The 26,950-nt window shown below is 61.5% G+C and carries 18 protein-coding genes and 1 pseudogene; 12 read left to right on the top strand and 7 right to left on the bottom strand.

What is annotated here, in order from left to right:
* Nucleotides 1-34 precede the first annotated feature (34 nt).
* The 5 genes from fbp to DVU_RS08715 all read left to right on the top strand — a co-directional run bounded on the left by fbp (nucleotide 35) and on the right by DVU_RS08715 (nucleotide 4,258).
* Nucleotides 35-1,048 (top strand): class 1 fructose-bisphosphatase, encoded by a 1,014-nt coding sequence (gene fbp, locus DVU_RS08735; protein ID WP_010939127.1) that lies wholly within the window; start codon nucleotides 35-37, stop codon nucleotides 1,046-1,048.
* Between the two features lie 41 nt (nucleotides 1,049-1,089).
* Nucleotides 1,090-2,175: a tRNA (adenosine(37)-N6)-threonylcarbamoyltransferase complex transferase subunit TsaD gene (gene tsaD / locus DVU_RS08730; RefSeq protein ID WP_010939126.1), complete on the top strand. Its 1,086-nt coding sequence runs from the start codon at nucleotides 1,090-1,092 to the stop codon at nucleotides 2,173-2,175.
* Nucleotides 2,176-2,287: 112 nt separating this feature from the next.
* Complete coding sequence (gene trxA, locus DVU_RS08725) at nucleotides 2,288-2,611, top strand: thioredoxin (protein ID WP_010939125.1); 324 nt, start codon at nucleotides 2,288-2,290, stop codon at nucleotides 2,609-2,611.
* A complete protein-coding gene (locus DVU_RS08720; RefSeq protein ID WP_010939124.1) occupies nucleotides 2,611-3,534 on the top strand; it encodes an NAD(P)/FAD-dependent oxidoreductase in 924 nt (307 codons plus the stop codon). The genes trxA and DVU_RS08720 overlap by 1 nt, the downstream gene beginning before the upstream one ends.
* Entirely contained in the window at nucleotides 3,527-4,258 is a 732-nt protein-coding gene (locus tag DVU_RS08715) for an outer membrane protein assembly factor BamD (protein WP_011792195.1), read from the top strand. The genes DVU_RS08720 and DVU_RS08715 overlap by 8 nt, the downstream gene beginning before the upstream one ends.
* Before the next feature lie 100 nt (nucleotides 4,259-4,358).
* Here the strand turns inward: DVU_RS08715 and DVU_RS08710 are convergent, their stop codons facing one another.
* The gene (locus DVU_RS08710) at nucleotides 4,359-5,510 is read right to left on the bottom strand and encodes a tRNA nucleotidyltransferase (RefSeq protein ID WP_010939122.1); all 1,152 of its coding nucleotides are present in this window, start codon (nucleotides 5,508-5,510) and stop codon (nucleotides 4,359-4,361) included.
* Between the two features lie 49 nt (nucleotides 5,511-5,559).
* Here DVU_RS08710 and DVU_RS08705 point away from each other — a divergent pair, with 49 nt between their 5' ends.
* The 3 genes from DVU_RS08705 (at nucleotide 5,560) to DVU_RS08695 (ending at nucleotide 14,000) form a co-directional block, all read left to right on the top strand.
* Nucleotides 5,560-6,492, top strand: a complete 933-nt coding sequence (locus DVU_RS08705) for a biotin--[acetyl-CoA-carboxylase] ligase (RefSeq protein ID WP_010939121.1) — start codon at nucleotides 5,560-5,562, stop codon at nucleotides 6,490-6,492.
* A gap of 84 nt (nucleotides 6,493-6,576) precedes the next feature.
* On the top strand, nucleotides 6,577-10,281 hold the full coding sequence (locus DVU_RS08700) for a pyruvate carboxylase (protein WP_010939120.1): 3,705 nt from the start codon (nucleotides 6,577-6,579) through the stop codon (nucleotides 10,279-10,281).
* Nucleotides 10,282-10,424: 143 nt separating this feature from the next.
* A complete protein-coding gene (locus DVU_RS08695; RefSeq protein WP_010939119.1) occupies nucleotides 10,425-14,000 on the top strand; it encodes a PEP/pyruvate-binding domain-containing protein in 3,576 nt (1,191 codons plus the stop codon).
* A gap of 794 nt (nucleotides 14,001-14,794) precedes the next feature.
* Here DVU_RS08695 and DVU_RS08690 read toward each other — a convergent pair.
* The 6 genes and pseudogenes from DVU_RS08690 to DVU_RS08665 form a co-directional block, all read right to left on the bottom strand.
* Nucleotides 14,795-15,621 (bottom strand): annotated as a pseudogene (locus DVU_RS08690) (hemolysin family protein).
* A 94-nt stretch (nucleotides 15,622-15,715) separates the two neighbouring features.
* Entirely contained in the window at nucleotides 15,716-16,780 is a 1,065-nt protein-coding gene (locus tag DVU_RS08685; RefSeq protein ID WP_010939117.1) for a PilZ domain-containing protein, read from the bottom strand.
* A 260-nt stretch (nucleotides 16,781-17,040) separates the two neighbouring features.
* A complete protein-coding gene (gene mnmG, locus DVU_RS08680) occupies nucleotides 17,041-18,930 on the bottom strand; it encodes a tRNA uridine-5-carboxymethylaminomethyl(34) synthesis enzyme MnmG (protein ID WP_010939115.1) in 1,890 nt (629 codons plus the stop codon).
* Nucleotides 18,931-18,932: 2 nt separating this feature from the next.
* Nucleotides 18,933-20,156, bottom strand: a complete 1,224-nt coding sequence (locus tag DVU_RS08675; RefSeq protein WP_010939114.1) for a M20 family metallo-hydrolase — start codon at nucleotides 20,154-20,156, stop codon at nucleotides 18,933-18,935.
* A 127-nt stretch (nucleotides 20,157-20,283) separates the two neighbouring features.
* On the bottom strand, nucleotides 20,284-20,556 hold the full coding sequence (locus DVU_RS08670; protein ID WP_010939113.1) for a PxxKW family cysteine-rich protein: 273 nt from the start codon (nucleotides 20,554-20,556) through the stop codon (nucleotides 20,284-20,286).
* 139 nt (nucleotides 20,557-20,695) lie between these two features.
* Nucleotides 20,696-22,024, bottom strand: coding sequence for an amidohydrolase (locus DVU_RS08665; RefSeq protein WP_010939112.1), 1,329 nt, complete (start codon nucleotides 22,022-22,024; stop codon nucleotides 20,696-20,698).
* Nucleotides 22,025-22,176: 152 nt separating this feature from the next.
* Here DVU_RS08665 and DVU_RS08660 point away from each other — a divergent pair, with 152 nt between their 5' ends.
* The 4 genes from DVU_RS08660 to DVU_RS08645 all read left to right on the top strand — a co-directional run bounded on the left by DVU_RS08660 (nucleotide 22,177) and on the right by DVU_RS08645 (nucleotide 26,580).
* Nucleotides 22,177-22,971, top strand: coding sequence for an alpha/beta hydrolase (locus DVU_RS08660; RefSeq protein ID WP_011792203.1), 795 nt, complete (start codon nucleotides 22,177-22,179; stop codon nucleotides 22,969-22,971).
* A 218-nt stretch (nucleotides 22,972-23,189) separates the two neighbouring features.
* Entirely contained in the window at nucleotides 23,190-24,713 is a 1,524-nt protein-coding gene (locus tag DVU_RS08655; RefSeq protein WP_010939110.1) for a glutamate synthase-related protein, read from the top strand.
* A gap of 14 nt (nucleotides 24,714-24,727) precedes the next feature.
* Nucleotides 24,728-25,822, top strand: a complete 1,095-nt coding sequence (locus tag DVU_RS08650) for a class II glutamine amidotransferase (protein ID WP_010939109.1) — start codon at nucleotides 24,728-24,730, stop codon at nucleotides 25,820-25,822.
* Nucleotides 25,823-25,824: 2 nt separating this feature from the next.
* Nucleotides 25,825-26,580: a GltB/FmdC/FwdC-like GXGXG domain-containing protein gene (locus DVU_RS08645; RefSeq protein ID WP_010939108.1), complete on the top strand. Its 756-nt coding sequence runs from the start codon at nucleotides 25,825-25,827 to the stop codon at nucleotides 26,578-26,580.
* The last annotated feature ends 370 nt before the right edge of the window (nucleotides 26,581-26,950 follow it).

Genomic DNA, 26,950 nt, shown 5'->3' with positions numbered 1-26,950 from the left:
TGCAGGCGGCATTGCCGCAAGAAGGAGCATAGTCATGCCCGAAGTTACCGTTACCGAACATCTTCTGCTGCATCAGAAAAAGTCTCCTGCAGCTACGGGCCAGTTTACGACCCTGCTTAACGACCTCGTCCTTTCCGCCAAGATCATCTCCCGCAGTGTGACGAAGGCCGGATTGCTCGATGTCCTTGGGGGCACCGGCGAAGTGAATGTGCAAGGCGAACTTGTGCAGAAACTCGACGAGTTCGCGAACCGTGTGCTCATCTACAGAATGGAGCGCTCCGGTGCCGTATGCGCCATGGCCTCCGAAGAGAACGCTGACATCATCAAGGTGCCCGAGAAGCTGCACCGTGGTGATTATGTGCTCATCTTCGACCCGCTGGACGGTTCCTCCAACATTGACGTCAACATCAATGTCGGCACCATCTTCTCGATCCTGCGCCGCAAGTCTCCTGCCTCGGACGACGTGTGTATCGATGATGTCCTGCAGCCCGGCTATGAGCAGGTGGCCGCTGGCTACATCCTCTACGGGCCGTCGACCATGCTCGTGTTCAGTACCGGGCAGGGCGTTCACGGGTTCACGCTGGACCCCAGCGTGGGCGAGTTCCTTCTGTCGCATCCCGACATGAGCATCCCCGAAAGAGGGCGTATCTACTCCATCAACGAGTCGTACTGGAACTACTGGGACGAACCTACGAGAGAGATAGTCTCCTACTTCAAGGGTGATCACAACGAACGCGGCAAGCCCTATTCGTTGCGTTATGTGGGCTCGCTCGTGGCGGACTTTCACCGTACGCTGCTCTATGGCGGCATCTTCATGTACCCCATGGACTATCGCCATCCCGACAAGCCTCAGGGCAAGCTGCGCCTCATGTGCGAGGCGTCTCCGCTGGCATTTCTCGCTGAGCAGGCCGGGGGGCGCGCCATCGACGGTTCGCGGCGTATTCTCGATGTATGCCCCGGAACGCTGCATGAGCGCATTCCGCTCTTCATCGGTTCGGCCCGCGATGTCGACAAGGTCGAAGAGATCTACGCCCGTCACAGGGCCTGAGGAGACCGCTCAGGGAGCTACCTTCGCGGTTACGGTAAACTATGCTCTGTATCGGAATAGAGACCTCGTGCGATGAGACGGGCCTTGCGCTTGTACGTGACGGCAGGCTTGTGCATGCCGTCATGTCCAGTCAGGCAGACATCCATGCGCTGTTCGGTGGTGTCGTGCCAGAGATCGCGTCGCGCGAGCACTACAGGCTCATAGGCCCCTTGTACGACCTGCTTCTTCGGGAAGCGGGCGTCGGGCCTACTGAACTCGACGCGGTTGCGGTGGCCCGTGGCCCGGGGCTGCTGGGCAGCCTGCTCGTGGGGATGGCCTTCGCCAAGGGGCTCGCACTCGGGTTCGATATTCCGCTCGTGGGCGTGAACCATCTCCATGCGCACCTCCTTGCCGCGGGGCTGGAACGCGAACTGGTGTTCCCTGCCCTCGGATTGCTTGTTTCCGGGGGGCATACGCATATCTATCGCATCGAGTCGCCGGTCTCGTTCCGTCTGCTGGGGCGGACGCTCGATGATGCCGCTGGGGAGGCCTACGACAAGGTTGCGAAGATGTTGCGTCTTCCCTATCCTGGGGGGCGTATTCTCGACCAGCAGGGACGTCGTGGCATAGCTGACCCACGCCTGTTTCCTCGTCCGTATACGGACAATGACAACCTCGATTTCAGTTTCAGCGGGCTCAAGACCGCTGTGCAGACCCACTTGTCGCGCCACCCGGAGCTTGTACCATCCCCCGATGCCGCTCAAGCCGTCGCCGGAGGACATGATGCACCTGAAGGGCTGCGGAACATGTGCGCCTCATTCAACGAGGCGGTGGCAGAGACGTTATGCATCAAGCTGGGGCGTGCCCTTGATGGCGACGACGGAGTGGGGGTGCGGGCGCTCATCGTCGCCGGAGGCGTCGCCGCCAACAGCTATGTGCGAGAGCACACGGCCCGCTTGGCTGTATCCCGGGGGCTTGAGCTTATCGTCCCGTCTCCACCACTTTGCACCGACAACGGGTCGATGATCGCGTATGCGGGGTGGCTGTTACGTCAGGGGGGGCTTTCGCACAGCCTCGACCTTGAGGCCGTACCCCGCGGGCGTGCCATCCCTGATGACTACCGTCAGGGACCTGCCGGGTGCTCTTGACACGGCAGGGCACCGCTAATATCTCTCTAAAGTTGCCGAGAATCGGGGCGGTGCAGGCTACCGTCCATCCAAGCCGGTTTCCGGTGTCACACCTAGACTCAAGGAGCTCACCATGGCTGCTCAGATCACCGATGCCACTTTCGAAGCCTCTGTTCTCAAGTCCGCCATTCCCGTGCTGATCGACTTCTGGGCTCCCTGGTGTGGGCCGTGCCGTGCCATGGGGCCCGTCATCGATGAACTTGCCGCCGAATACGAGGGCAAGGTGCTCATCGTGAAAATGAACGTCGACGACAATCCCGCCACTCCCAGCAAGTACGGCATCCGCGCCATTCCCACGCTCATCCTCTTCAAGAATGGTGAAGTGGTGGAACAGGTGACCGGGGCCGTTTCCAAGAGCAGCATCAAGGATATGATCGCCCAGAAGGCACTCGGGTAATGCAGCAGTTCGACGCCATCGTCATTGGGGGCGGCCCCGCAGGCATGACGGCCGCCCTGTATCTTGCGAGGTCGGGCGTTTCCGTGGCCATGGTCGAAAGGCTTTCGCCCGGTGGCCAGGTGCTCATGACCTCCGAAATCGAGAACTACCCCGGTTTCCCGAAAGGGATTCAGGGCTGGGAGCTTGCAGACCTCTTTGCGGCTCATCTCGAAGGCTATGCCATTACCCGTTTCAATGACGAGGTCAGGGAAATCGTCCCCGCCCCCGCAGACAACAGGGTGCGGGTAGGGGATGACTGGATTTCGGGCCGCACGCTCATACTGTGCTCCGGAGCGCGGTACAAGCGCCTTGGCTTGCCTGACGAGGAGCGGTTGACCGGAAAGGGTGTTTCTTACTGCGCCCTTTGCGATGGCAACTTCTTTCGCGGGCAGGTCGTGGGCGTGGTAGGCGGAGGGAACTCGGCCCTCGAAGAGTCGCTGTATCTTTCCAAGCTTGTCAAGAAGTTGCACCTCATCCACCGCCGCGACGACTTCCGGGCCGCCAAGTGCTATCAGGACAAGGTGTGCATCATGCCCGACATCGATGTGGTGAGGAGTTCTGTCGTCGAGGCCATTCATGGCGATGACAGGCTCACGGGCGTGACGGTGCGCAATGTGAAGACCGGCGAGACATCGTTCCTCGAACTCGATGGTCTGTTCATCTTCATTGGGTTCGAGCCTGTCGGCGGTTTTCTGCCCGGCGGTATCGAGCGGGACGAGCAGGGCTTCGTCATCACTGATGGCGAAATGCGAACCAACCTGCCCGGCATCTTCGCCGCAGGCGACATCAGGTCAAAGATGTGCCGTCAGGTGACCACCGCCGTGGGTGACGGCGCAACGGCGGCCAACGCCGCATTCGTCTATCTGGAACAGCTCGATGCGTAAGACACTCCTTCGCGCAGCCTGCATGGCGGCTCTCACCTTCATGTTGTCCGGTTGCGGTATTATCGACTATTTCTACCTGCCCCCCCCAGAGGACACGGCGCAGGAACTCTACGAGTCTGGTAACGACGCCATGCGTGAGAAGGACTACGTCGCCGCCGCGCAGGCCTATACCAGACTCAAGGACAACTATCCCTTCAGCCCCTACACCATAGAAGCTGAACTCTCCCTTGCGGACGCCTACTTCCTCGACGAGGAATATCCGGCTGCTGCCGAGGCGTACAAGGAGTTCGAGACGCTGCATCCCCGTCATCAGGCCATCCCATATGTCCTGTACCAGGTGGGCATGGCACGTCTGAAGAGCTTCATCTCGGTCGACAGGCCCGTGAACAATGTTCAGGAGGCCTACCAGTACTTCCAGCGGCTGCGTGAATCGTACCCCGGCACCGAGTATGCGGCCAAGGCCGAAGAGCATATGAAGGAATGCCGCCGTCTGCTGGCCGAACGCGAACTCTTCATCGCCGACGTGTACTGGCGCACCGGAAAATATGGAGCCGCATGGCAGCGTTACTCCTTCGTGCGAGACAACTTCAAGGATGTCCCCCACGCTGTGGAGTACGCCACCGAGAAGGCGAACGTGGCCTATCTGCGCCATCGCGAAGCACAGTCCGAGAATATTCGCGAAGCCCGCGAAGGATCGTGGAAGCAATGGTTCAAGTGGCTGTAGCCGGCCCGACGAATACTGCCATGAGCCCCGGAGGAATCCGGGGCTTTTTGCGTTGTATGCTGTGACCCTTTGCGCCGGTCGACTGGAGGAAAAGGCCCTGCTATGCCGGGCCTCCGGGGCACCTTTCTCCTGAGGCCCCATCCGGTTCTGTCCTTCGTGCGGCAAGGGCCATGCACTGCATCTCGCGAAGCATCCTGCCGGACTCTGGCCCCTTGCCCCGCAGGGACGGCGGGAGTTTCACGGCAAGTATCGTTTCAAGTTCCGCCATGGCGGTGGCCGTATGGTCGATTCCGCTGTCTGCCGTGACCAGATTCCAGACGTTCCTGATGATTCCGGCATGGTGCAAGACCAGCAGGAGGTCGACCCGCGTGTGCGGGCGCAGGGTGTCGTAGCGCCCGGCCTTCATATGCATCCGGGCTGCCAGTGCGCCGCCGCGGATGAAGCGGTTGCTCATGCCAAGTCGCTGCCCGAGGGCCGTGGCGGCTTCCTCGCCACGATGTTCATGGCCGAGATGTCTCGGAAGAATGTCTGCCGGTGTCGTTCCCTTGCCGAGGTCGTGGCAAAGGCCAAGCCATACATCGAAGGCGTCTCCCGCGAGGCGACGCATGATGTCAATCGTATGGTCGAACGCGCTTCCCGTATGGTAGGCTGGCGGCCCGGCTGGCACCCCTGTAAGGTCTGCGACTTCAGCGAACCACGGTTGAAGGCATCCACCCTTTGCCAGCGATATGAAAAAACGCTCCGGTGCAGGGCTGCCAAGGGCCTTCAACGTCTCGCGGCACACCTGTTCACATGGCATCTCCGCGAGGTACCCTGCTGCCGCGACGGCGCGCATGGCCTCCAGCGTCTCCTGTGCAAGGGACATTTCCGGCAGTTGTGCAGCGAACCTCGCCGCCCTCAACACTCTTACGGGGTCGGCCATGAGGGCCCCCGGCGAGGCGGGCCGTATGATGCTAGCCCTCAGGTCGGCGAGTGCATCAGGGTGGGCATGGAGTGTTCCGTCAGCCTCGAGTGCCAGTGCATTGATGGTGAAATCGCGTTGTAGCAGGTCGGCGCGGATGTCGCCCCCCTGCACCGGGCGATGCTCGACATTCCCTATCAGGTAGACGTCGATACGTTTGCCCACCTTGCGGGCGGAAGGATTCGCCTGTAAGAAATGCGCCACGGATGCCTCGAAGGCGATGTCGTGTTCACGGGGTGTCCGCCCGATCAGAATGTCGCGAACTGCGCCGCCCACGAGATAGGTTTTCATGGCCGAACCCTAGCAAAGAACGATGGTTCGCAAAAGGTCGGAGAATACGATGCCGACGGCGCTTCATATGCTCACGGCGGGGCTGGCTGACGTCGCAGCCCCTCTGTCGCTGGATGAGCTTGATAGGTCAGGCTTTCTGGGGCCATTATTCGAATCATTCGGCTGCCCCGCCGGGGCCCAGCCGCGGGCTTTCTCCGCAGGGCAGGGTGTTGGCTGTTCCCATGATGGCGAGTGGGATGTCCTTGAACTCGCAGCCGGCAACGAGACCCTGTTCCTGTGTGGTGACGCCACCTCAAGCCTCGACGTCGCACGCATCCTGACTGATAGGGGGGCGTTGCCCGAATGGGGCATGGTGCTCGTACTCAGCCAGAGTGCGGGGCGAGGGCAGTTGAGGCGCCCGTGGGTCTCGCCGCGGGGCAATGTGTATGCCGCCCTCCGCCTTCCGGCTGACCCGCCCTTCACAGCCGACTACGCCGCACTGTCAGTGGGCTGCATGCTCGCAGAGGGGTTCCGTACGCTAGGCATTCCCGTGCAGCTCAAATGGCCCAACGATATCTTGCTGGACGACTGCAAGGTCGGGGGCATACTCCTTGAAGAGCGTGCAGGCATCATCATTGCCGGAATCGGCATAAACTGCACTTTCGCCCCGCCCGTTGCACAGCTGCGTGACGGGTGGGCAGTCCGTGCCGCCAGCCTGCTTGAAAAGGGATATGATCTTACCCCGCTGGCCCTGTTTGCCAGTCTTGTGAAGAACGGGCGTTTCTGGTACTTGAACGAGATTCGACGCGCAGGTCACGGGGCGTTTCCCTCCTGCGCCGAACGGCATCTTGCCTGGATGGGCCGTGGCATCGTTGTGCACGGCGGGGATGTAGACGACAAACCGGGCAGGATAGCGGGGCTTTCGTCCGAAGGTGGCCTGCGGGTGCGTTTCCCGGACGGGGAGCGTGTCATCCTTTCCGGCAGTATTGTGCCGGGTTCGTGACTGTCTGCTTCATTCCTTCTGCAACGCGTACAGACAACCCGGGGGCCGAAAGGCTTGCCGGTCAGCCCTGACTACGAGGAGTGAATGGCCATCAAGACGTTTGAACAGGTGATGGAAGAGGTTCGGGGCAAGGCTATTCTGGTTGCAAACCGGGGCATCCCGGCACGCCGTATATGCCGCTCCATACGCGAACGTTTCGACGCCGTGGCTGTCATGACCGCCACTGATGTCGACAAGACCTCTCCGGCCGCCTCCGCCGCTCAGGAACTCCTGCTGCTCGGTGCCGACCCCAGAGCGTATCTCGATATCGACCGCATCATCAGCCTCGCAAAGCAGCGTGGCGTGGTCGCTATCCATCCCGGTTGGGGTTTCGCCTCCGAAGACGACCGTTTTCCCTCCAAGTGCCACGAGGCGGGGCTGACCTTCATCGGTTCCACCGCCGAGGCCATGAACCTGCTCGGCAACAAGGTGCAGGTTCGCAAACTCGCCCGCAAGCTCGGTGTGCCTGTCGTACCGGGGTCTGAAGGTGCAGTCGACATCCCCACGGCCCGCAAGCTCATCGACGAGATCGGCCTCCCCATCATGCTCAAGGCGGAAGGGGGCGGTGGCGGTCGTGGTATTTTCGCCATCCGTGACGAGAGCGAACTCGACGATGCCTTCTTCAAGGCGTCCACCATGGCGCAGGCGTCGTTCGGCAATCCGCGGCTCTTCGTCGAGAAGTATCTCGAATCGGTGCGCCATATCGAGATTCAGGTCATTGCCGACATGTACGGCAATGCCTTCGCCTTTGACGAACGCGACTGTTCCATCCAGCGCAATCACCAGAAGCTCATCGAGATCACGCCTTCGCCGTGGCCGGGCATCACCCCGGAGCTGCGCGAAAAGCTCAAGGAATACTCGAAGATGCTCGTCCGTGAGGTCGGCTACCACTCGCTGGCGACGGTCGAGTTCCTGGTCACCGCCTCTGGCGAGGCCTATCTCATCGAGGTCAATACCCGGCTTCAGGTCGAGCATGGCATCACCGAATGCCGCTACGGCATCGACCTTGTGGAAGAGCAGATTGCCGTGGCCTTCGGTGCACAGCTGCGCCTCACGGAAGAGAACACCAAGCCCGTCCACCACGCCATGCAGGTTCGCATCAACTGCGAAGACCCGCAGGCGGGCTTCTCGCCCAACTCCGGGCTTGTCAGCCGCTATGTTTCGCCCGGCGGCCCCGGTGTGCGCCTCGACTCGAACATGTGCGCTGGCTACGAGTTTCCGCCCAACTACGACTCGGCGGGCTCGCTGCTCATCACGTACGGGCAGGGCTGGCAGAAGGTCCTGGGCATCATGGAGCGTTGTCTGTCCGAATACATCATCGGCGGACTCAAGACGACCATCCCGTTCTACAAGCAGGTGATGAAGCACCCGCGTTTCCGCGCTGGCGACTTCGACACCAACTTCATCGCCGAGACCCCTGAACTGATGTGCTACACCGACCTCGCCCCCGAAGGCGAACGGCTTGCGCGTCTTGTGGCGGAGATATCCGCCAAGGGCTTCAACCCCTATGTCCAGCTGGGCGAGTACCGCACCCGTGAAACCCCTCGGATGCCCAAGTTCGAGCCGGTGTTGCCGCACATTCCCGGACAGGTTCGACGCAACCCTTCGCCGTATCCGCATGGTGACCGGGGAGCTTTGCTCGACTACCTGCGTGACGCCGGACATGTGCATTTCACCGACACCACGGCGCGTGACATCACCCAGTCGAACAGCGGCAACCGCTTCCGCCTTGCCGAAGATGCGCTCATGGGGCCGTATCTCGACAACTGCAACTTCTTCTCGCTTGAGAACGGTGGCGGAGCACACTTCCATGTCGCCATGATGGCGAACATGACCTATCCGTTCAGTGAAGCCGCCGAATGGAACAAGTTCGCCCCCAAGACGCTCAAGCAGATACTCATCCGCTCGACCAACGTGCTGGGCTACAAGCCCCAGCCCCGCAACCTCATGCGCATCACCGGCGAGATGATCTGTGAACATTACCAGGTCATCCGCTGTTTCGACTTCCTCAACCACGTTGAGAATATGCGCCCCTTCGCCGAGGTCGCACTCAACCGGAACGACGTGGTGTTCGAGCCTGCGCTCTCGCTCTCATGGGCGCGTGGCTTCGATGTGGCGCATTACGTGGGCGTGACGGAGGCGATTCTGCGCATGGTGGGCGATGTCGCGGGCTTCGGTCCCGAACAGGCATCCCGTTCCATCATCCTCGGCCTCAAGGACATGGCGGGTGTGTGCCCCCCCCGGTTCATGACCGAACTGGTCAGCACGCTTCGCAAGCGTTGGCCGTCCCTTGTCCTGCATTGTCATCGCCACTACACGGACGGACTGTTCGTGCCCGCGGTGGGGGCGGCTGCCAAGGCCGGGGCCCACATCGTCGACACGGCCATAGGTGCGTCGGTCCGCTGGTACGGGCAGGGCGATGTGCTTTCCATGGCTGCCTACCTTGAGGATGAACTCGGCCTGCGGACCAACCTCAACAAGACCATGATCCGCGACTGCAACTTCGTGCTCAAGCAGGTGATGCCCTTCTACGACAGGTACTGCGCACCCTACTTCCAGGGCATCGATTACGACGTGGTCGAGCACGGCATGCCCGGCGGGGCGACGTCGTCGTCACAGGCAGGGGCCATGAAGCAGGGCTACATCCACCTGTTGCCCTACATGCTCAAGTTCCTTGCGGGTACGCGCAAGATCGTGCGCTACCACGACGTGACGCCCGGTTCCCAGATTACCTGGAATACGGCGTTCCTTGCCGTCACCGGTGCCCACAAGCGCGGTGGCGAAGATGAGGTTCGCTACCTTCTTGAAGTCCTCGACAACGTGACGCGGCATCCCGAGAGCGACCTGTCTGAAGACATGAAGAAGGCGCGTCTCGCCATCTATCAGGACTGCAACGACGCCTTCCGCGACCTTCTGCTCGGCAAGTTCGGCAGGCTGCCTCTCGGCTTCCCCGACGAGTGGGTGTACCGCAGCGCCTTCGGCAATGAATGGCGCAAGGCCATGGCAAGCAGAACCGAAGCCTCTCCGCTTGACTCGCTTGCCCCTGTCGATCTCGCACTGGAAGAACGCGGGTTCATCGACATCGTGCGGCGCAAGCCCACCGAGGAAGAGTTCGTCATGTACCTGAACCACCCCGGTGACGCCATCAAGACCATCCAGTTCAAGGCACGGTTCGGCAATGCCAACAACCTGCCCCTTGATGTCTGGTTCGAAGGCCTTCAGCCCGGCGAGGAACTCAACTTCACCGACAGCAGCGGCAAGCCGCATCATCTCGTCATCCTCAGCATCTCGCGTCCCAACGACGCAGGGTACAGCGTCATCCGCTATGTGCTCGACTCCGAGATCATGAGTTGCGAGGCGCAGGTGAAGCAGTCCAGCGTCGCCGACATCAAGGGCGTTGAGATGGCCGACAGGGCCAATCCCATGCATGTGGCTGCGCCGAGCAACGGAGACCTGTGGGTGATGTACGTCCACCCCGGTGATGTGGTAAAGAAGGGCGAAGAGTTGTTCAACGTGTCCATCATGAAGCAGGAGAAGGCGGTACTTGCCCCCATGGACGCCATGGTCAAGCGCGTGCTCAAGACCGCCGACTACCGCGAGAGCAAGCAGATGGTGGCCGTCCGCGAAGGTGAACTCGTCGTCGAGCTCTGCCCCATCCCCAAAATGTGCCCTAATCATGCGTGTGGACATCCCATAACGCTTGACGGAATCGATTTCTGCCCCTACTGCGGAGAACGTCTCGACGCGTAGCGGAAGACCCGTTCAACGAACGCGCACGGTTGTCGGCCGGTGTCCGGTGACGGAGCCTGTCGGCAACCGTGCGAATGACTGTTCCGGTTCTCGGAGAATCACGGCGCAAGCCACTCCAGCATCCCCCTAGAGGAGGAGTCACAATGGGCAAAACTCAGGCTGAGAAGCCCGCAGCCAAGGGGCGTCCGGCGGAAGCCGACATCGCCGAACTGACCAAGAAGCTTATCCTCAACGGTGCCGACATCGTGCGCATCGGTGAAGACGCCGAGCTCCTTGTGGGCGGCAAGAACTACAACACTGCGCTCATCAGTCAGGTCGAAGGCATAAGAACCCCGCAGTTCCGGGCCATCTCGTCTGTGGCCTTCCACAGGCTTCTTGATGAGACCAAGGTCAACGCCTCGCTCATCCGTGCCATTGTTGACAAGGAATTCAACAGGATCGACTGGAACGACACCGAGATCAACCGTGATCCCGAGTTCCTCCAGAAGTTCGTGCGCAACCTCGCCAAGGACATCCATGCCGAGGTGCAGGCCAATCCGGGTACGCTCATCAAGCTGCGTACCTTTGTGAACAACGTCGTTGAAGGGTTCGCCACCTCGCCGGAGGGCATCGACCAGCTTCGCAAGCGTTCGGTGCTTGTGCAGGCGGGCATTCTGTCCGTCGACCTGCCCAAGGAGGTCGAGGACGAGGTCAAGCGCGCCTACCGCGATATCTGCAAGGAGGCCGGGGCCGACGACGTGCCCGTGGCCGTGCGTTCGTCCGCTGCGGGCGAAGACTCGCGCAAGAAGGCCTTTGCCGGCCTGCAGGACACCTACCTCAACATGGTGGGTGAAGCCCGCGTGGCCCGCGCCTACCACTGGGACTGCGCTTCGGCGTACAACCTGCGTTCCATGACCTACCGCCGCGAGGCCATTCTCGACGCCCTTGCCCGTGCCGAAGCCACCGGTGACGAATCCATCGCGATCAAGGCCAAGCAGGAATGGGCCATCGAGAACACGTCTCTTTCGGTCTGCATGATGCGCATGATCAACCCGGTCATTTCGGGTACCGCCTTCAGCGCAGACACGGCCACCGGGTGCCGCGGCACCAGCCGTCGCGACCTCGTGTCCATCGATGCCAGCTACGGTCTTGGCGAGGCTGTCGTGGGCGGCATGGTCACCCCCGACAAGTTCTATGTGTTCCAGCGCGACGACGGTGCAGAAGTTGTCGTGCGCCAGATGGGCTGCAAGGACAAGAAGATCGTCTACGACGAGAAGGGCGGTACCAAGAAGGTTCCCGTTCCCGACCTCGAGGCGTACCGCTGGTCGCTTTCACTGGCGCAGGCCGAACAGGTCGCCCGGGGTGTGCGTAACATCAGCGTCGCCTATGGCAGCATGATCATGGACACCGAGTTCTGCATCGACTCCGGCGAGCGCCTGTGGTTCGTGCAGGCTCGTCCCGAGACCCGCTGGAACGAAGAATTCGAGACCCATCCGCACACCATCTTCATGCGTCGTCTTGAAGTCGACCCCAAGGCCGCTGCCGGTGCCGAAATCATCGTCGAAGGCAACGGTGCTTCGCGGGGTGCGGGGCAGGGCAGGGTCAAGTACCTGCGTTCGGCCCTTGAACTGAACAAGATCAACAAGGGTGACATCCTCGCCGCAGAGCGTACCGACCCTGACATGGTTCCCGGTATGCGCGTGGCATCCGCCATCCTTGCCGACGTGGGCGGTGACACCAGCCACGCGGCCATCACCTCGCGTGAACTTGGCATTCCGGCCATCATCGGCATCCAGCGCCTCGAAATCCTTCGTGCCCTCGATGGACAGGACGTCACCGTCGACGGCACGCGCGGTCGTGTCTACCGCGGGATGCTGCCGTTGCGCGAAGTCGGTGGCGAGATGGACCTTTCGAAGCTGCCCGCCACCAAGACCAAGGTCGGGCTCATCCTCGCCGACGTGGGACAGGCCATGTTCCTGTCGCGTCTGCGTGAGGTGGAGGACTTCGAAGTCGGCCTTCTGCGTGCCGAGTTCATGCTTGGCAACATCGGTGTGCACCCGCGTGCCCTTGAAGCCTACGACAACGGCGAACTCGAGCATGTCGTCCACGCCAAGCTCAAGGAACTCGACGTCAACCTGTCGAAGCTCCTGCGTGAACAACTCTCGGCGGGCCTTATCGGCATCGACATGAAGCTGCGTGAATACGTGGGCCATGTGACAGGGCTTGCAGCTGAAATCGAAGAACTCGCTTCGCGTGACAACCTGCGCGGCACCGAAGAGGTGCTGGCTGTCCACCGCCGGATGCGTGAACTCGACCACAAGCTCGACGAGCATGTGGAACTTGCCACCCGCCGCATGGATATTCTCAAGACCAGCGTCGACCTTGCCGACCATGTGCGTGTCATCATGGGCTACGACGACGAATTGGCCCTGCTTGCGGGTACCGACCCGGATATTCTCAAGCGTCGCGCCGAGATCGAAGCCAATGTCCGTGCACACGTGGAACGTGCCGAGCAGATTCCCGCCGTGCAGGAGGCCCTCGCCAAGATCGCTTCGTTGCGTCACGAGGTCGGCCTGCGGAGTGGTCTGCAGACCGCCATGGACGACGTCCGGGCTGTTCCCGAGAAGATCCGTCTGCTCATCCGTTCACGCGGTTTTCGCACCGGCAAGGAGCATTATGTGCAGACGCTGGCACAGGGACTCGCCCTGTTCGCCATGGCGTTCTACGGAAAGGACATCGTCTACCGTACCACCGACTTCAAGTCGAACGAGTACCGTAACCTGCTGGGCGGTAACCTGTTCGAGCAGCACGAAGACAACCCCATGCTCGGCTACCGTGGCGTGTCGCGTAACATCCACGACTGGGAAGTCGAGGCCTTCAAGCTGGCTCGCGGTGTCTACGGCGGTGTGAACCTTCAGATAATGCTCCCCTTTGTGCGAACCCTTGAGGAAGCGCGTAGCATGAAGCGCTACCTTGAGCAGGTGCATCGTCTGAAGAGCGGCGTGGACGGTCTCAAGGTCATCCTCATGTCCGAGATTCCTGCCAACGCTGTCCTTGCCAAGCAGTTCATCGAGGAATTCGATGGTTTCTCCATCGGTTCCAACGACATGACGCAGATGGTGCTTGCCACCGACCGTGACAATGCCAGCCTTGGCCACATCTATGACGAAGAAGACCCGGCAGTGGTCTGGGCCATTCTCGTGACCATCTTCACCGGTCAGAAATACGGTCGCAAGGTGGGCTTCTGCGGGCAGGGCGTATCCAACAGCGTCATCCTGCGTGGTCTGGTCGCCATCGCGGGTATCGTGTCCGCTTCGGTTGTGCCCGACACCTACTACCAGACCAAGCTGGACATGGCTGAAGTCGAGTCGCACAACATCCCGACAGAGAAACTCGGTGCATGGCTGCGTGAACAGCACTTCGGCAAGCTGCGTCAGTTGCTCGACACCAAGGGATACGGTCATATCCTCAAGAAGCACACGCAGGCAGAAGACCTGAGCGACTGGTACGAAGGTGAACTGCGTCGCCTGCACGAACAGCTTCGCGAGAGCATGGATACACCCAAGGAGAAGTTCTACAGGCAGGAACTGGCTCAGTTCAGGGCTGCATTCCACAAGCCTGTGATCTATGCGACCTGGGACTGGAACAGAACGGTCGAGGACGCCATGCGTCAAGCCGGTTTCGCCTCATTCGCCGAACAGGCGGAGGCATTGGCTGCACAGCGCGCCAAGAAGTTCTAGGTTCACTCTCTGCACAATTGCTGAATACGAGAAGGCGGTCGAAAGACCGCCTTTTCGTATTCAGCTTCCCATGACACAGGGGGGGCGAGAATATCGTTATGGCGTGCAGCGAAAACTGGTATGGGGCCGCCATTATCAAACTATGGGCGAATACCATCCCGCCGGAGTCATGGTTCACGTCATGTTGAACTGCAAGACTCAGGTTTTTTTGGCAAGAGAATCGCCGCAAGATGTTGTTAAGCGAAGAGGTGTGAGCTGAAGGATGAATTATGCGAAGGCTGCGACCGGGGCTGATGAATGGATCGTCGAAGAATAGTGGTCTCACCACATCAATACGCTTCATGGAAGCCCTTCGAAAATGAGCTCGCCATCGCTTTGCGTGCTATCTGAAAGGCATAAGCCACTTGATCCAGTGTGAATGGTTTGCCTGTTCAGGTTCAAGATGAGAGTCGCGTTGTTTTCACAGTGTGAGGCAAGCTTGCCGACAGGAGAATGATGCGAGCTCGAATCTTTCTGGGCAGGAGTTCCTTCACTTCACCTGTCGCTATTCGGACTTCTTCCTCTCGGTCTCTACTGTTGCTTCGGTTCTGTGCAGGGCTATTCCAGTCCCTTTCAAGGTGGTAAGCCCCTCAATGCAGAAGGGTACCGGAAAAGGTGCAGCTTCGAGTGCCACGCACATGTGGCATCCGTTTGCTGAAGAGACTGTACTACGCCAGACCCACGCTTCACAAACGTAGGTAAAGGCTATGCCAGCCATAGGCCATGCCTGATGGGCCCTAGGACGAAAGGTCGGCTCAGGCGTCGGGTTCGGGTTCCACGCGGATGGTTCGAATCTGCTTGGCGTCTGCTTCCATGACAGTGAACATCCTTCCTGCAAGGGTGAAGCTCTCGCCCTGTTGCGGAACATGTCCCGCCAGTTGACTGAGGTAACCACCGATGGTGTCGACTTCGTCGGAGTTGAGGATGATGCCGAGTTCTTCGAGGTCTTCAAGTAGCGCTCTTCCTGACAGCATGTAGCGCTCGCTGTCGAGTACCCGGATGTCGTCTTCGCGGGGCGCGTCGTGTTCGTCTTCGATGTCTCCCACGATCTCTTCGAGGATGTTCTCGATCGTCGCAAGCCCCGAAGTGCCGCCGTATTCGTCGAGGGCTATGGCGAGGTGGGTCTTGCGGGTGCGGAACTCTTGAAGCAGGTCGCTGGCGATCTTCGTTTCGGGAACGAAGAAGGGCGGACGCATCAGAGTGTCGATGGGCGACTGGTGCTTTGCGGGGTCGAGCAGATAGGGCAGCAGGTCTTTGGCATAGGCAATGCCAACGATGTTGTCACGTGTTTCCTGATAGATGGGAATACGCGAATGCCCCGAACTGATGATGAGCCCGGCAACCTCCACAGGGGAGTGCCGCTTTCTGCGCAGTCCATATCGGTACGGGGCGTCATGATGTCCTGAACCTGAAGTTCATCAAGTCGCAGGATGCTCAAAAGCATTGAACCTTCTTCGGCTTCGAGTTCGCCGTCTTCCCGGGCCTCCATGATGGCCTTTTCGACGGTGTCGCCGTTACGGTTCTGAAAAAGGCGTGTGAGTCTGGACCAGATGGAACTGGTACTGTCCGGGCCTCCGTCCAAGATGGGGTCTCCTTGCTGGGGGGTGTTGGGCCGCCGGTTGCAGGGCGGGTGCGCCGACGGTCTGAATGCCGATCGTACGACAGAAAAGGAGACATTACGATACGCAAATGGACCTGTAAAGCTCGAGATGGCGCCTGAGCGCCCAGCGGGTCAACGGTTCGACCTCGCCATCAGGGCGGGCTGGCGTCCACGTGACGCTTGCCATCGGGGCGGTGGTCACTCCCCATTCCCTGTACTGCAGACCCGTTTCGGTGTGTTGCGTCTCCGTCTCGGTGAAATGGTTGCGGTGCGAGCACTTGAGCCAGTAATAGAGAACCCGTCCCTCGTCTGGGTCGTACAGCGCAAGTCGCAGCAGCAGCCGCAGGTCCGCATCGTAGCGCAGTCCACCTTTCTTCGTGATGTCGCGGCTTATCTGAAGACGTAGCCCCCCGCCGGAGATGTTGATCAGGTTCAGGGCGTCTCCCCCGTCCGGTGACGCTGTCGCCATGGGCGGAGGGAGTCTGTGCGGCGACCACTCTCCCTTGTCTGATACCCCGGGTGGCAACTCCCACATGTCTATTCCCCGTATGAGATGGGGGGGAGGGGTGAGACGGAGGAACGCTCGTTTCTGCTTGCGTTCGAGCATGGGGGGAAGGGAGACATGAACGAGGACTATCCCTTCGTCATTGAGGGATGTTCCGCTGATGGTGGTGTGGAAGCCGTAGAACACTTCACAAGCCCCCTCCTGAAGTCGGAAGAGCAGGTCTACCCTGCGTCCGGCCCACGAAGTCCGCGGCGGGGCCACGCTTGAGCATTCAAGGGTGAGATTCGCATCATCGATGTGTACACATGTGCACAGTGCCGTGGCCCGTCGTTTTCCGTCGGCGGAGGTGAACTGCAACTCGTAGCGCGAGCGTTCGGTGACCGTTCTCTCGAGGATGTGGCGTATACTGTCATCTCCTGCGACCATATCGATGGCCACAGGTTTGTGTCGCGACTCGAAATGGCGCCGGACGAGGTAGATGAGCAGAAGCGTTCCCAGAATGGCGCCGGTTGCGGTGGCGACGCCGGAAACGGTGCTGAGATCGACGCTACGCTCTACAAAGCTTCGCGACACCTCATACAGGAAACCTCGTCCCGTTGAGGTGCTGTCGATGGCAGAGAACAGAGGTTGGTACATGCCCCCTCGATGGGTGGTTGTAGTGCCGGGCAGTGTCGGGCTGGCTATTCGTGAAGAGACCAGATTGATACGATAAGGACTATCCACCGGCGTTGCAACGTGATTGTCTGTCGAAAGACGGGGGCAGTGCGGATGCCGAAAGCTGGCGGACGCAAGCACATCTGCCGTGCTTGTTCGCAGTGTATGCACGCAGGACAGGAAAGAAGCGACGACCGTGGCAATGGTGCCCGGTCGTCGCTTTCACACCTCGTGTAGAGTGGCTAGCGTTGTCCCATCTTGCGTAGTTGTATCTCCAGACAGGTGAGTGCCGCTGGCGTGACGCCGGATATACGGGCAGCCTGTCCCAGAGTATGGGGGCGAACCTTGCCCAGCTTCTCGACTATCTCACGGGTGAGACCGGGAATGACGGTGTAGTCCATGTCTTCAGGCAGTACCGTATCCTCCATGCGTGCAGAGCGCGCGACGAGTTCCTGCTGACGGGCGAGGTAGCCTGAATACTTGACGATGGTCTCGGCCTCTTCTCGTACGTCGTCGGCAAACCGGGTGACGCCCTCCCAGAAGGGGGCGAGGTCGGGGAGCGTCAGCGAGGGTCTGCGCAGGATGTCGGCAAGACTCACACCCTTGGTGGGGGCGGGTTCACCGAGGCGCGAGAAGATGTCGCGGGCGGCGGCATCGGGGGTGATACGCCGGTTCTCCAGTTCGTCCAGCAAGCTGTGCAGGGCGGCACGCTTGGTCGAGAACAGCTGCCAGTGGGTATCGTCGACAAGCCCGAGTGCGCGACCGGTTTCGGTGAGGCGCGCGTCGGCGTTGTTCTCGCGCAGCAGCAGCCTGTGCTCCGCCCGCGAGGTGAACATGCGATACGGCTCTCTGGTGCCCTTGGTGACGAGGTCGTCGACGAGAACAGCCATGTAGGCCGTATCTCGTCCGGGGAGGAAGGGAGGCATCGAACGCAGGGTGCACGATACGTTAAGCGCTGCCCAGAGTCCCTGTGCCGCCGCCTCTTCGTACCCCGATGTGCCATTGATCTGCCCTGCGAGCCAGAGTCCGCGAAGGGCTTTGGTCTCAAGCGTGGAACGCAACTGCACCGGGTCGGCGTAGTCGTATTCGATGGCATAGCCGGGGCGTACGATCTGTGCATTCTCAAGGCCGGGAATGGTGGCGATCATCGCCTTCTGCACTTCCAGCGGAAGGCTTGTCGGGATGCCGTTCGGGTAGCATTCAGGGCTTTCGAGACCTTCCGGTTCCACGAAGACCTGATGCCGTTCCTTTTCAGGGAATCGCGCCACCTTGTCCTCGATGGAGGGGCAATAGCGCGCCCCGGTGCCCTTGATGACACCAGTGAACATGGGCGACCTGTCGAATCCGGCGCGAATGGCCTCATGCGTCCGTTCGTTGGTCCACGTCACATGGCATGGCAACTGGGGCAGACGGACGCCGGGGCCCCTGAAGCTGAACGGCCGTGGCGGGTCGTCGGGAGGCTGTACCTCCATCATCGAGAAGTCGATGCTGTCGCGAAGGAGTCGCGGCGTGGTGCCCGTCTTGAGCCTGCCGAGTTCGAGGCCGATAGCCCGCAGCGACGCTGAAAGCCCCGTGGCGGGGGCGTCGCCAAGGCGACCGCCGGGAAAGTTGCTCAGTCCCACATGGATGCGTCCCTGCAGGAACGTACCCGTTGTCAGCAGCACATGGTGTGCCCTGAACTCCTGCCCATAGGCTGTACGTACGCCAGCGGCCCTGCCCTCTTCGACGATGATGGACTCCGCCATGTCCTGCCACACCCGCAGATTCGGCTGTGCGAAGATGTCACGGCGTACGACGCGCAGGTAGGCGTCGCGGTCTATCTGTGCGCGTGTGGCACGGACTGCTGGCCCCTTGCTGCTGTTGAGCGTGCGAAACTGGATGCCGGCTTCGTCGGCCCACAGGCCCATCATGCCCCCGAGGGCGTCGATCTCCTTGACCATGTGGCCCTTGGCAAGCCCGCCGATGGCGGGGTTGCACGAGAGATGTCCGATGCGATCGGCATTGCCGGTGAGCAGCAGGGTGGCATGGCCCATGCGGGCAAGGGCCATTGCTGCCTCGCACCCGGCGTGCCCGGCACCGACGACGATGCAGTCGTACATGTCGGGAGGCGATGGTTTACGGATGGTGCTCATGGTCAGGCGTCGAAGAGCATACGGGCGACGACCTTGGCGTCACCGATGGTGCGCGAGATGCGTGAAGCCTCGTTGGGAGTGTGAGGATTGGGTACGAGCGTCGACCATACGGCCACAGGGAGTCCCCGCTTGCGCAGGATGGCGCCCACTGTGCCTCCGCCCACGCCCATGGGGCGGGCTTCCACGCCGTATTCGGCACGGATGGCACGGGTCAGGCGATGCACGACGTCGCTGTCGGAGGAGGTCGCGGGCGCGGCCTGTTCGGCCTGTACATCGGAGAGAGTCACGGTGACACCGTAGGCCCGTTCGATATCGTCGGCGATTTCCCGTACGGCCTGCCGCACATCGGTGAGTAGGTAGCAGGGCAGGACACGGCAGTCGATGTAGAACACATCGTTACCGGGGACCGTGTTGACGTTGGGCACGTTGGCTTCCTTCTTCGTGGGGACGAAGGTGGAGGCGGGCGGGTTGAAAAGCGGGTCTACCGCATCGAAACGCGCGTCAAGCTCATGCACGCGCAGTATCATGGCAGAGGCGGCAACCAGCGAGTTGATGCCCTCGTCGGGTGTGGACGCATGGCACTGTTTGCCTGCAACCTGCACTTTGAGCCAGAGCATGCTCTTTTCCGCGATTTCGATCATCGCGCCGTCTTCGGTGCCGAAGTCGGGCACGATGACAAGGTCGTCGTCGCCGAAAAGGTCGGGGCGGGCCGTGGCGACATGCGCCATGCCGTAGTTGTTGCCAGTCTCCTCATCGGCGACGAGGAGAAGGCCGAAACCCATGTCGGGCACCGTGCCGGAGGCAAGAAGTTCCTGTGCCACCAGCAGGCCGGTGACGATGCCTTGCTGGTTGTCCTCGACGCCGCGCCCGAAGATGATGTCGCCATCGACCTTGAGTTGCCACGGGTCGGTATCCCACAGGGCCGCCTCGCCGGGGGGCACGACATCCATATGGCCTATGACCCACAGGGTGCGCCCCGTACGGCCGGGTATGCGTGCCGCGATGTTCGGCCTGTGACCGCAGGGGACACGCGGGTCGGGGGCGTCTATCTCCTCGATGAGGGGCATTCCCATGTCACGCAGGACGGAAAGAAGATAGTCGGCCTTGGCGCGTTCGCCTTCGCCGCCGCTTTCGGGGCCGAGGGCGGGCAGGGCCGTCATGTTGCGCTGGAGTTCGATGACCCTGTCACGCAGGTTGTCGAGGCGGGAGAGGAGTTGTGAAGACATGGCAAGCTCCCGGCGGCCTTGCTGCCGCCGTCATTGTCGCGGCTGCGGGCGGAAGACCTACCGGCTCGCCGGAGGAAGAAAAAGGGAAAGGGTACGCAAGGTACCCTTTCCCTGCGGGGGCGAAAGACTAACGGCCCTTCGCGGCGCGCTTGGAGGCCTTGAGGGGGTTGACCTTGGCAGCAGCGGCAGCAGCGGCCTTGACGTGGGTGGCGAAATTGCAGCGACCACCGGCCCACTTGCGTTCGGGGGCGGGGTAGCTGGAGCAGAAGCTCTGCTCTTCGAAGGTACGGATGCGTTCACAGCCCTCGCACTTGTCGACGATGGGCTGGAGGACGAAACCGTTAAGCATTACGCCTTCGGCCGTCTTCACGGCACCTTCAAGGACGTTGTTGGCGCTCATTGTGATGTTCCTCCATCTCGCGCGCAGGGCGCGTGTGTGTTGTCAGAAAGCAGGTCTCAATTATACAGATTGCCGCACTTGTCAACGGGAAAGTACGGTTTTCGTCCGACTGTCGTTCTGGCGGGCCCGGTTTCAGGGGCTACCGCGCAGCGCGTACCTGTTCCATGGCCCATGTGCGGGCCTTGCGCACTTCCTTCAGCAGGTCGTCCATGTCGAAGCGGGTGTAGCATCCATCGAGGTAGAGCACCTCCCCGCCGACCATGGTCAGTCGGGTCTCGTGGCCCGTCGCCGCGTAGACGAGGTGCGATGCCGGGTTGAAGATGGGCTGCATGTTGGGGGCGCGCAGGTCGAGGGCTATGATGTCGGCTGGGCACCCGGCTTCGATGCGTCCTATTCCCTGCATGTGCAGGGCATGTGCCCCGCCACGTGTGGCCATGTCAAGGACGGCGGAGGCGGGAGCGCAGGTGGGGTCCATGTGATGCACTTTGTGCAGCAACGCGCATGAGGTCATTTCGGTGAACATGTTCAGGCTGTTGTTGCTGGCTGCCCCGTCGGTCCCAAGTCCAAGCGTCATGCCCCGCCCAAGCATGGCCGTGGCCGGTGCGATGCCGGAGGCGAGCTTCATGTTGCTCTCAGGGCAGTGCGCCACGGTGACACCGCGTTCTGCCAGCAGGTCAATCTCCCCTTCGGTGAGGTCGACGCAATGGGCCAGTGTCGTGCGGGGCGTGAGCAACCCCAGTCCGTCGCAATAGGGCACGGGGCGTGCCCCGTGCTGTTCGATGCATTGCGCCGTCTCGGTGGCGGTTTCCGCAAGGTGCAGGTGTATCGGCAGGCCAAGCTCTTCGGCGAGGTCGCGGCAGCGGGCGAGTATCGCAGGTGTGCTGGTGTATACTGCGTGAGGGGCCACAGCCAACGCCGCGCGGGCATGGTGCTTCCAGCGGTCGTGCTGGGCGCGGACGAGGTCGAAGGCCGTCTCCGGGTCTGCGTAGGCGGGCGAGGGGAAGGCGAAGATGGCTTCACCGGCGAGGCAGCGCAGTCCGGCGCGGTCGACCGCACGCAGCGTGGCGTCTTCGATGAGGTACATGTCGCTGAAGGCCGTCGTTCCCGTCCGCAGCATCTCCGCACAGCCTAGCAAGGCTCCCAGTTCGACCAGTTCCCCTGTCAGCCCTTTTTCCACGGGAAAGATATGGCCCGTGAGCCAGTCCATGAGGGGAAGGTCGTCGGCAAGGCCGCGCAGAAGTGTCATGGACGCATGCGTATGCGCATTGACGAGACCGGGCATGATGAGGCTCTCACCCATGTCGATGACGGTTACGCCATGCCAGTTGCCGACGATCGCATCACGTTGCCCGACGGCTGCAATCCGTCCTTCGTGTATGGCTATGGCACCGTCTTCGATGACCGTGCGGGCGTCGTCCTGGGTGACAATGAGGGCAGCTTGCAGGATAGTGTCACAGGGAAGGGGCATGTTCTGTCGCTCCGTGGCGTGGTTTCGGTGAGGCGCGAAGTGGGCCTTTGAACTCCGGCGGTCCGGGGCGGCAGGCTCTTTCCCCGAGAGGGGCGCTAGGTGTATGCTACCGGAAAACAGGATGAACCTGCAACAGGAGCCGGAGGTCGGTCATGGGCGAGGTCGGGGGCACTGGAGGAACAATGACCGGAGGGGCATGTCTGCTCATTCACGGTTTCGGCGGGGCGCCGTTCGAGATGGAACCGCTGGCCGTTGCGTTGTCCGAGGCCGGGGTCGAGGCACACGTCATCACCCTGCCCGGGCATGATGCGACACTTGAAGATTTCGAGGCCACCTGTTTCGACGACTGGGCGCGCCATGCCGACGAGTGCTACCGGGACCTTGAGGCACGCGCTGGGCGCGTTGTGGTCGTCGGTCTTTCCATGGGCGGAACGCTTGCCCTGCACCTGGGCTGCCGCTTCCGGCCCGCCGGGGTTGTCGCCCTTGCCGCGCCTGTCTTCCTGTACCGTGCCGTACCGTTCGTCATGCAGGACTGGCGCCTACCCTTCGTAGGGTTGCTCAAGCGGGTGCGGCGTCGATGGCCTGTGCCGTGTCGCAAGCCCGAGGCCACAGCCGTGGCGCCGTGGCGCGGTTATGACGGGGTCATGGCCTTGCCGCAGCTGCACAGCCTCATCAAGGGGATGGGGCAGGTTGAGCGGGAGTTGCCACTGCTGGTGGCCCCGCTTCTTCTGATGCACGCCCGCGGCGACCGTACCGTGCCTGTGGAGAATGCCCTTCACATCGCCCGACGCGTGACGTCGGATGATGTCTGTGTACGGTTGTTCGGGCTCGCCGACAGGGTGGCAGGGCATCATCTCATCACGACCCATCGCGAGAGTCGGAGCTTTGTCGCTCGTGAGGTCGTTTCGTTTACGCAAAGAGCATTGTCTCAAAATTGTAAAAAATAGTCGTTTTAGACCCCCATTGGATCAGAGAGCGTATTTTTTATAAATATTCTTTTATTTCGGTTATTTATGAGTTTTAATTGGCGCTTTGAGCGGGCATTCTTCAATTGAACGATTGACCGGTTTCGACAGCATCGTTAAAAGTAGTGCTGTGAGCCCCCATCGGGTGCGTCACTCCGCGCAAGGCGGAAGAACCCTTTTCACGCATCGAGGATAGCAACGTGCGTTCCAAGCCCATCAGTCAGCATTTCAACGATTTCGTCGTGGAGCGCGAACGGGCCCGCTGCATCGACTGCGAAGTGTGCGTCCGGCAGTGCTCCTACGGCGTACACTTCTGGGATGAGGCACGTAAGCGGGTAGAGCATGACAGCAGCAAATGTGTGGGCTGCCATAGGTGCGCGGCCATGTGCCCCACCGACTGCCTGACCATACGTCGCAAGCCTTCCGACTTTCGCGAGAACGCACTCTGGACCCCGGCGTTCATCAAGAACATCTACAAGCAGAGCGACACGGGTGGTGTGCTTCTTTCGGGCATGGGGTGTCCGTCTCCCAAGCCCGTCTACTGGGACAACATGTTGCTCGACGCCAGTCAGGTGACGAATCCATCCATAGACCCGCTTCGCGAACCCATGGAACTCCGCACGTTCCTCGGAGGAAGGCCCGACAGGCTCGTGTTCGAGGAAACGCCGCAGGGGCCGAAGCTTCAGACGGAAATCGGGCCACAGTTGCAGCTTGAATATCCCATCATGTTCGCCGCCATGTCGTTCGGGGCCATCAATTACAATCTTCACGAGGCCATGGCCAAGGCGGCGACCGAACTGGGCACGTTCTACAATACGGGAGAAGGCGGCCTGCACCCCGACCTCTATCCTTATGGTGCCAACACCATCGTGCAGGTGGCCTCCGGGCGTTTCGGGGTGCACAAGGACTACCTCAATGCGGGCTCAGCGGTCGAAATCAAGGTCGGGCAGGGCGCAAAGCCCGGCATCGGCGGACATCTGCCCGGTGAGAAGATCGACGAAGAGGTCTCGCGAACGCGCATGGTACCCAAGGGGTCTGATGCCATCTCGCCTGCGCCGCACCACGACATCTACTCCATCGAAGACCTGCTTCAGCTCATCTGCGCCATCAAGGAGGCTACGCAGTACCGCGTGCCTGTGTCCGTGAAGATAGCGGCAGTGCACAACGCCCCCGCCATCGCCTCGGGCATCGTGCGCGCAGGGGCCGATATCGTGGTCATCGACGGCTTCCGGGGAGGCACGGGGGCAGCCCCGACCATGATCCGCGACAACGTGGGCATTCCCATCGAGCTTGCGCTGGCCGCCGTTGACGACAGGCTGCGTGACGAGGGCATCCGCAACCGCGCATCCATCGTGGCCGCCGGCGGCGTCCGGTGCAGCGCCGACGTGGTGAAGGCCATCGCGCTTGGGGCCGACGCCGTCTACATTGGCACCGCCGCGCTCATCGCAGTAGGGTGCACGCTGTGCGGGCGCTGCTACACGGGCAAATGCCCGTGGGGTATCGCAACCAACGAGTCGCGCCTCAAGAAACGCCAGAACCCCGACGAAGCGGCGCGCAGGCTGACCAATCTCGTCAGGGCGTGGGGCCATGAGATTCAGGAGATGCTGGGCGGCATGGGGCTCAATTCCATCGAGAGTCTGCGGGGCAACCGTGACAAGCTTCGAGGCATCGGCCTTGGCGACACTGAACTCGACATCCTCGGCATCAAGCACGCGGGCCGTTAGGCCGGAGACACGTCATGAAGGCTCCCAAGGACTTCTGGAAATTCGACAAGGACATCGCGGGGTGCGGCGTCTTCGGTGTCATCGACCGCAAGCGCAACCTCATACCCGGCACCATGCCCATCGACGCCATGTGCACCATGCACGACAGGGGCAACGGGCTTGGGGGCGGTTTCGCCGCCTACGGCATCTATCCGGACAGGGCGGACGACTACGCCTTCCATATCATGGGTGACGACGCGGCCGCCCTCGAACGGGCAGAGACCTACCTCGCCGGGCTGTTCGACGTGCACCACGCCGAACCCATTCCCACCCGCGACGTGCTCACGGTGAAGAACCCGCCCCTGGTACGGCGCTACTTCCTCGCACCCAAGGCCGTGCGACCACAGTGGCAGCATATGGGCGAGTCGGATTACGTGGTCGGGGCGGTGATGCACGTCAACACGCGCATTCCCGGTGCGTTCGTCTTCTCAAGCGGCAAGAACATGGGCACGTTCAAGGGGGTCGGCTACCCCGAGGACATCGCCGACTTCTTCCGGCTTGACGAGTATCGCGCCTACATGTGGACGGCACACAACCGTTTTCCGACCAACACGCCCGGCTGGTGGGGCGGGGCGCATCCGTTCACGTTGCTGGACTGGGCCATCGTGCATAACGGCGAAATATCCTCGTACGGCATCAATCGGCGCTATCTGTGTGAGCACGATTACGAGTGCACACTCATGACCGACACCGAAGTCGTGGCCTACCTGCTTGACCTCATGGTGCGCAAGCACGGGCTTTCGAAGCGCATGGCCAGCTGGGTGTTCGCGCCGCCCTTCTGGGATGAGGTCGACCGTATGCCCGAAGAGCAGCGCAAGGCTTTCACGGCGTTGCGGGCGGTCTATGGCGCGGCCCTGCTCAATGGCCCCTTCGCCATCCTCGTGACCGACTCCAGGGGTATGATGGGGCTCAACGACCGCGTGAAGTTGCGTCCTCTCGTCGTGGCGGAAAAGGACACCATGACCTTCATGTCCAGCGAGGAAAGCTCCATACGCGAGGTCTGCCGCGACCTTGACAGGGTATGGGCACCCAAGGCCGGAGAACCCGTCATCGTCGAACTGGAGGCATGACAATGGCAGACAGGATCATCATCGACGCCGACGGAATGCCCTATCGCGAACTCAATGTCCGAATCCGCGAGGCGGTCGCCGCCGGAACGCAGGTCATCGACCTGCACGGGGTGCGGGGGCAGCGTTTCATCGGCAACGCCGTCGAGGGCGACGTGAGCATCAACATCCTCGGCGTGCCGGGGCAGGACCTCGGTGCCTTCATGCGCGGTCCGCACATCAGGGTACAGGGCAACGCGCAGGATGGCGTGGGCAATACCATGGATGGCGGGCACATCGTCATCGACGGCATGGCGGGCGATGTCCTCGGCTATGCCATGCGCGATGGTAGCATCCTCGTGCGTGGTGACGTGGGCTACCGGGTGGGCATCCACATGAAGTCGTATCTCGACAGGGTGCCGGTCATCGTGGTGGGCGGCAAGGCGGGCGACTTTCTCGGAGAATACATGGCTGGCGGGGTCATCGTGCTGCTTGGAATGGACACCGGCAAGCCGGAGGCGCCCGTTGCGGGGCGTAGCCTCGGTACCGGGATGCACGGCGGGGTCATCTACATCCGTGGTGAGGTGCCGGAACATCTGCTGGGACCGGGGCTTGCACTGTCGCCTCTGGATGAGGAGGACGGGGCTGCGCTCGCACGGCATGTGCAGGCGTACGCCGATGCCTTCGGCAAGGACGCCGCAGAGATACTCGGCGCGTCATTCGTCAAGGTGCATCCGCGCTCGCACAGACCCTACGGCAATATGTACGTCGGAACGAACTGACCGTGTTGCGGCGGGGCACCTGTCCGGCTTCAGTCGTTCCGCTTCGAGTGCGATGTCCGCGTGAACGACCGGATAGAGCGCATGTTGTGACTTGCGGGATCGCCCCCGTTCCTTCTTCGAAGGGCGGGGGCTTTCGGCATGGTTGCAGGTAGGCGCTGCAAGGACGTGAGCGGACGTGGCTGCCATGCGCGGCTGCATGTTGTCGGAAGTGACTGTCCCGCAAGCATGAGCCTGAAGGGTAGTCATGCGTGGCGCAGACGCATCATGCCGGGGGCTCGCACGCATTGTGAATTGCTAATGGTGCCACATTTCCACCGATGGGCGTAACGGCGGTGCGGGAATGCGCTCCTTCGCCGCGTTGTCGCTGGGC

The organism is Nitratidesulfovibrio vulgaris str. Hildenborough (assembly GCF_000195755.1).
GTDB lineage: Bacteria > Desulfobacterota > Desulfovibrionia > Desulfovibrionales > Desulfovibrionaceae > Nitratidesulfovibrio > Nitratidesulfovibrio vulgaris.
This window is presented reverse-complemented; position numbering and strand designations above follow the sequence as displayed.

What these genes read in the sequence shown, in the direction of transcription:
- fbp (WP_010939127.1), top strand. Translation starts at nt 35, where the DNA reads ATGCCCGAAGTTACCGTTACCGAACATCTTCTGCTGCATCAGAAAAAG.
- tsaD (WP_010939126.1), top strand. Translation starts at nt 1,090, where the DNA reads ATGCTCTGTATCGGAATAGAGACCTCGTGCGATGAGACGGGCCTTGCG.
- trxA (WP_010939125.1), top strand. Translation starts at nt 2,288, where the DNA reads ATGGCTGCTCAGATCACCGATGCCACTTTCGAAGCCTCTGTTCTCAAG.
- DVU_RS08720 (WP_010939124.1), top strand. Translation starts at nt 2,611, where the DNA reads ATGCAGCAGTTCGACGCCATCGTCATTGGGGGCGGCCCCGCAGGCATG.
- DVU_RS08715 (WP_011792195.1), top strand. Translation starts at nt 3,527, where the DNA reads ATGCGTAAGACACTCCTTCGCGCAGCCTGCATGGCGGCTCTCACCTTC.
- DVU_RS08710 (WP_010939122.1), bottom strand. Translation starts at nt 5,510, where the DNA reads ATGAAAACCTATCTCGTGGGCGGCGCAGTTCGCGACATTCTGATCGGG.
- DVU_RS08705 (WP_010939121.1), top strand. Translation starts at nt 5,560, where the DNA reads ATGCCGACGGCGCTTCATATGCTCACGGCGGGGCTGGCTGACGTCGCA.
- DVU_RS08700 (WP_010939120.1), top strand. Translation starts at nt 6,577, where the DNA reads ATGGCCATCAAGACGTTTGAACAGGTGATGGAAGAGGTTCGGGGCAAG.
- DVU_RS08695 (WP_010939119.1), top strand. Translation starts at nt 10,425, where the DNA reads ATGGGCAAAACTCAGGCTGAGAAGCCCGCAGCCAAGGGGCGTCCGGCG.
- DVU_RS08685 (WP_010939117.1), bottom strand. Translation starts at nt 16,780, where the DNA reads ATGTACCAACCTCTGTTCTCTGCCATCGACAGCACCTCAACGGGACGA.
- mnmG (WP_010939115.1), bottom strand. Translation starts at nt 18,930, where the DNA reads ATGAGCACCATCCGTAAACCATCGCCTCCCGACATGTACGACTGCATC.
- DVU_RS08675 (WP_010939114.1), bottom strand. Translation starts at nt 20,156, where the DNA reads ATGTCTTCACAACTCCTCTCCCGCCTCGACAACCTGCGTGACAGGGTC.
- DVU_RS08670 (WP_010939113.1), bottom strand. Translation starts at nt 20,556, where the DNA reads ATGAGCGCCAACAACGTCCTTGAAGGTGCCGTGAAGACGGCCGAAGGC.
- DVU_RS08665 (WP_010939112.1), bottom strand. Translation starts at nt 22,024, where the DNA reads ATGCCCCTTCCCTGTGACACTATCCTGCAAGCTGCCCTCATTGTCACC.
- DVU_RS08660 (WP_011792203.1), top strand. Translation starts at nt 22,177, where the DNA reads ATGGGCGAGGTCGGGGGCACTGGAGGAACAATGACCGGAGGGGCATGT.
- DVU_RS08650 (WP_010939109.1), top strand. Translation starts at nt 24,728, where the DNA reads ATGAAGGCTCCCAAGGACTTCTGGAAATTCGACAAGGACATCGCGGGG.
- DVU_RS08645 (WP_010939108.1), top strand. Translation starts at nt 25,825, where the DNA reads ATGGCAGACAGGATCATCATCGACGCCGACGGAATGCCCTATCGCGAA.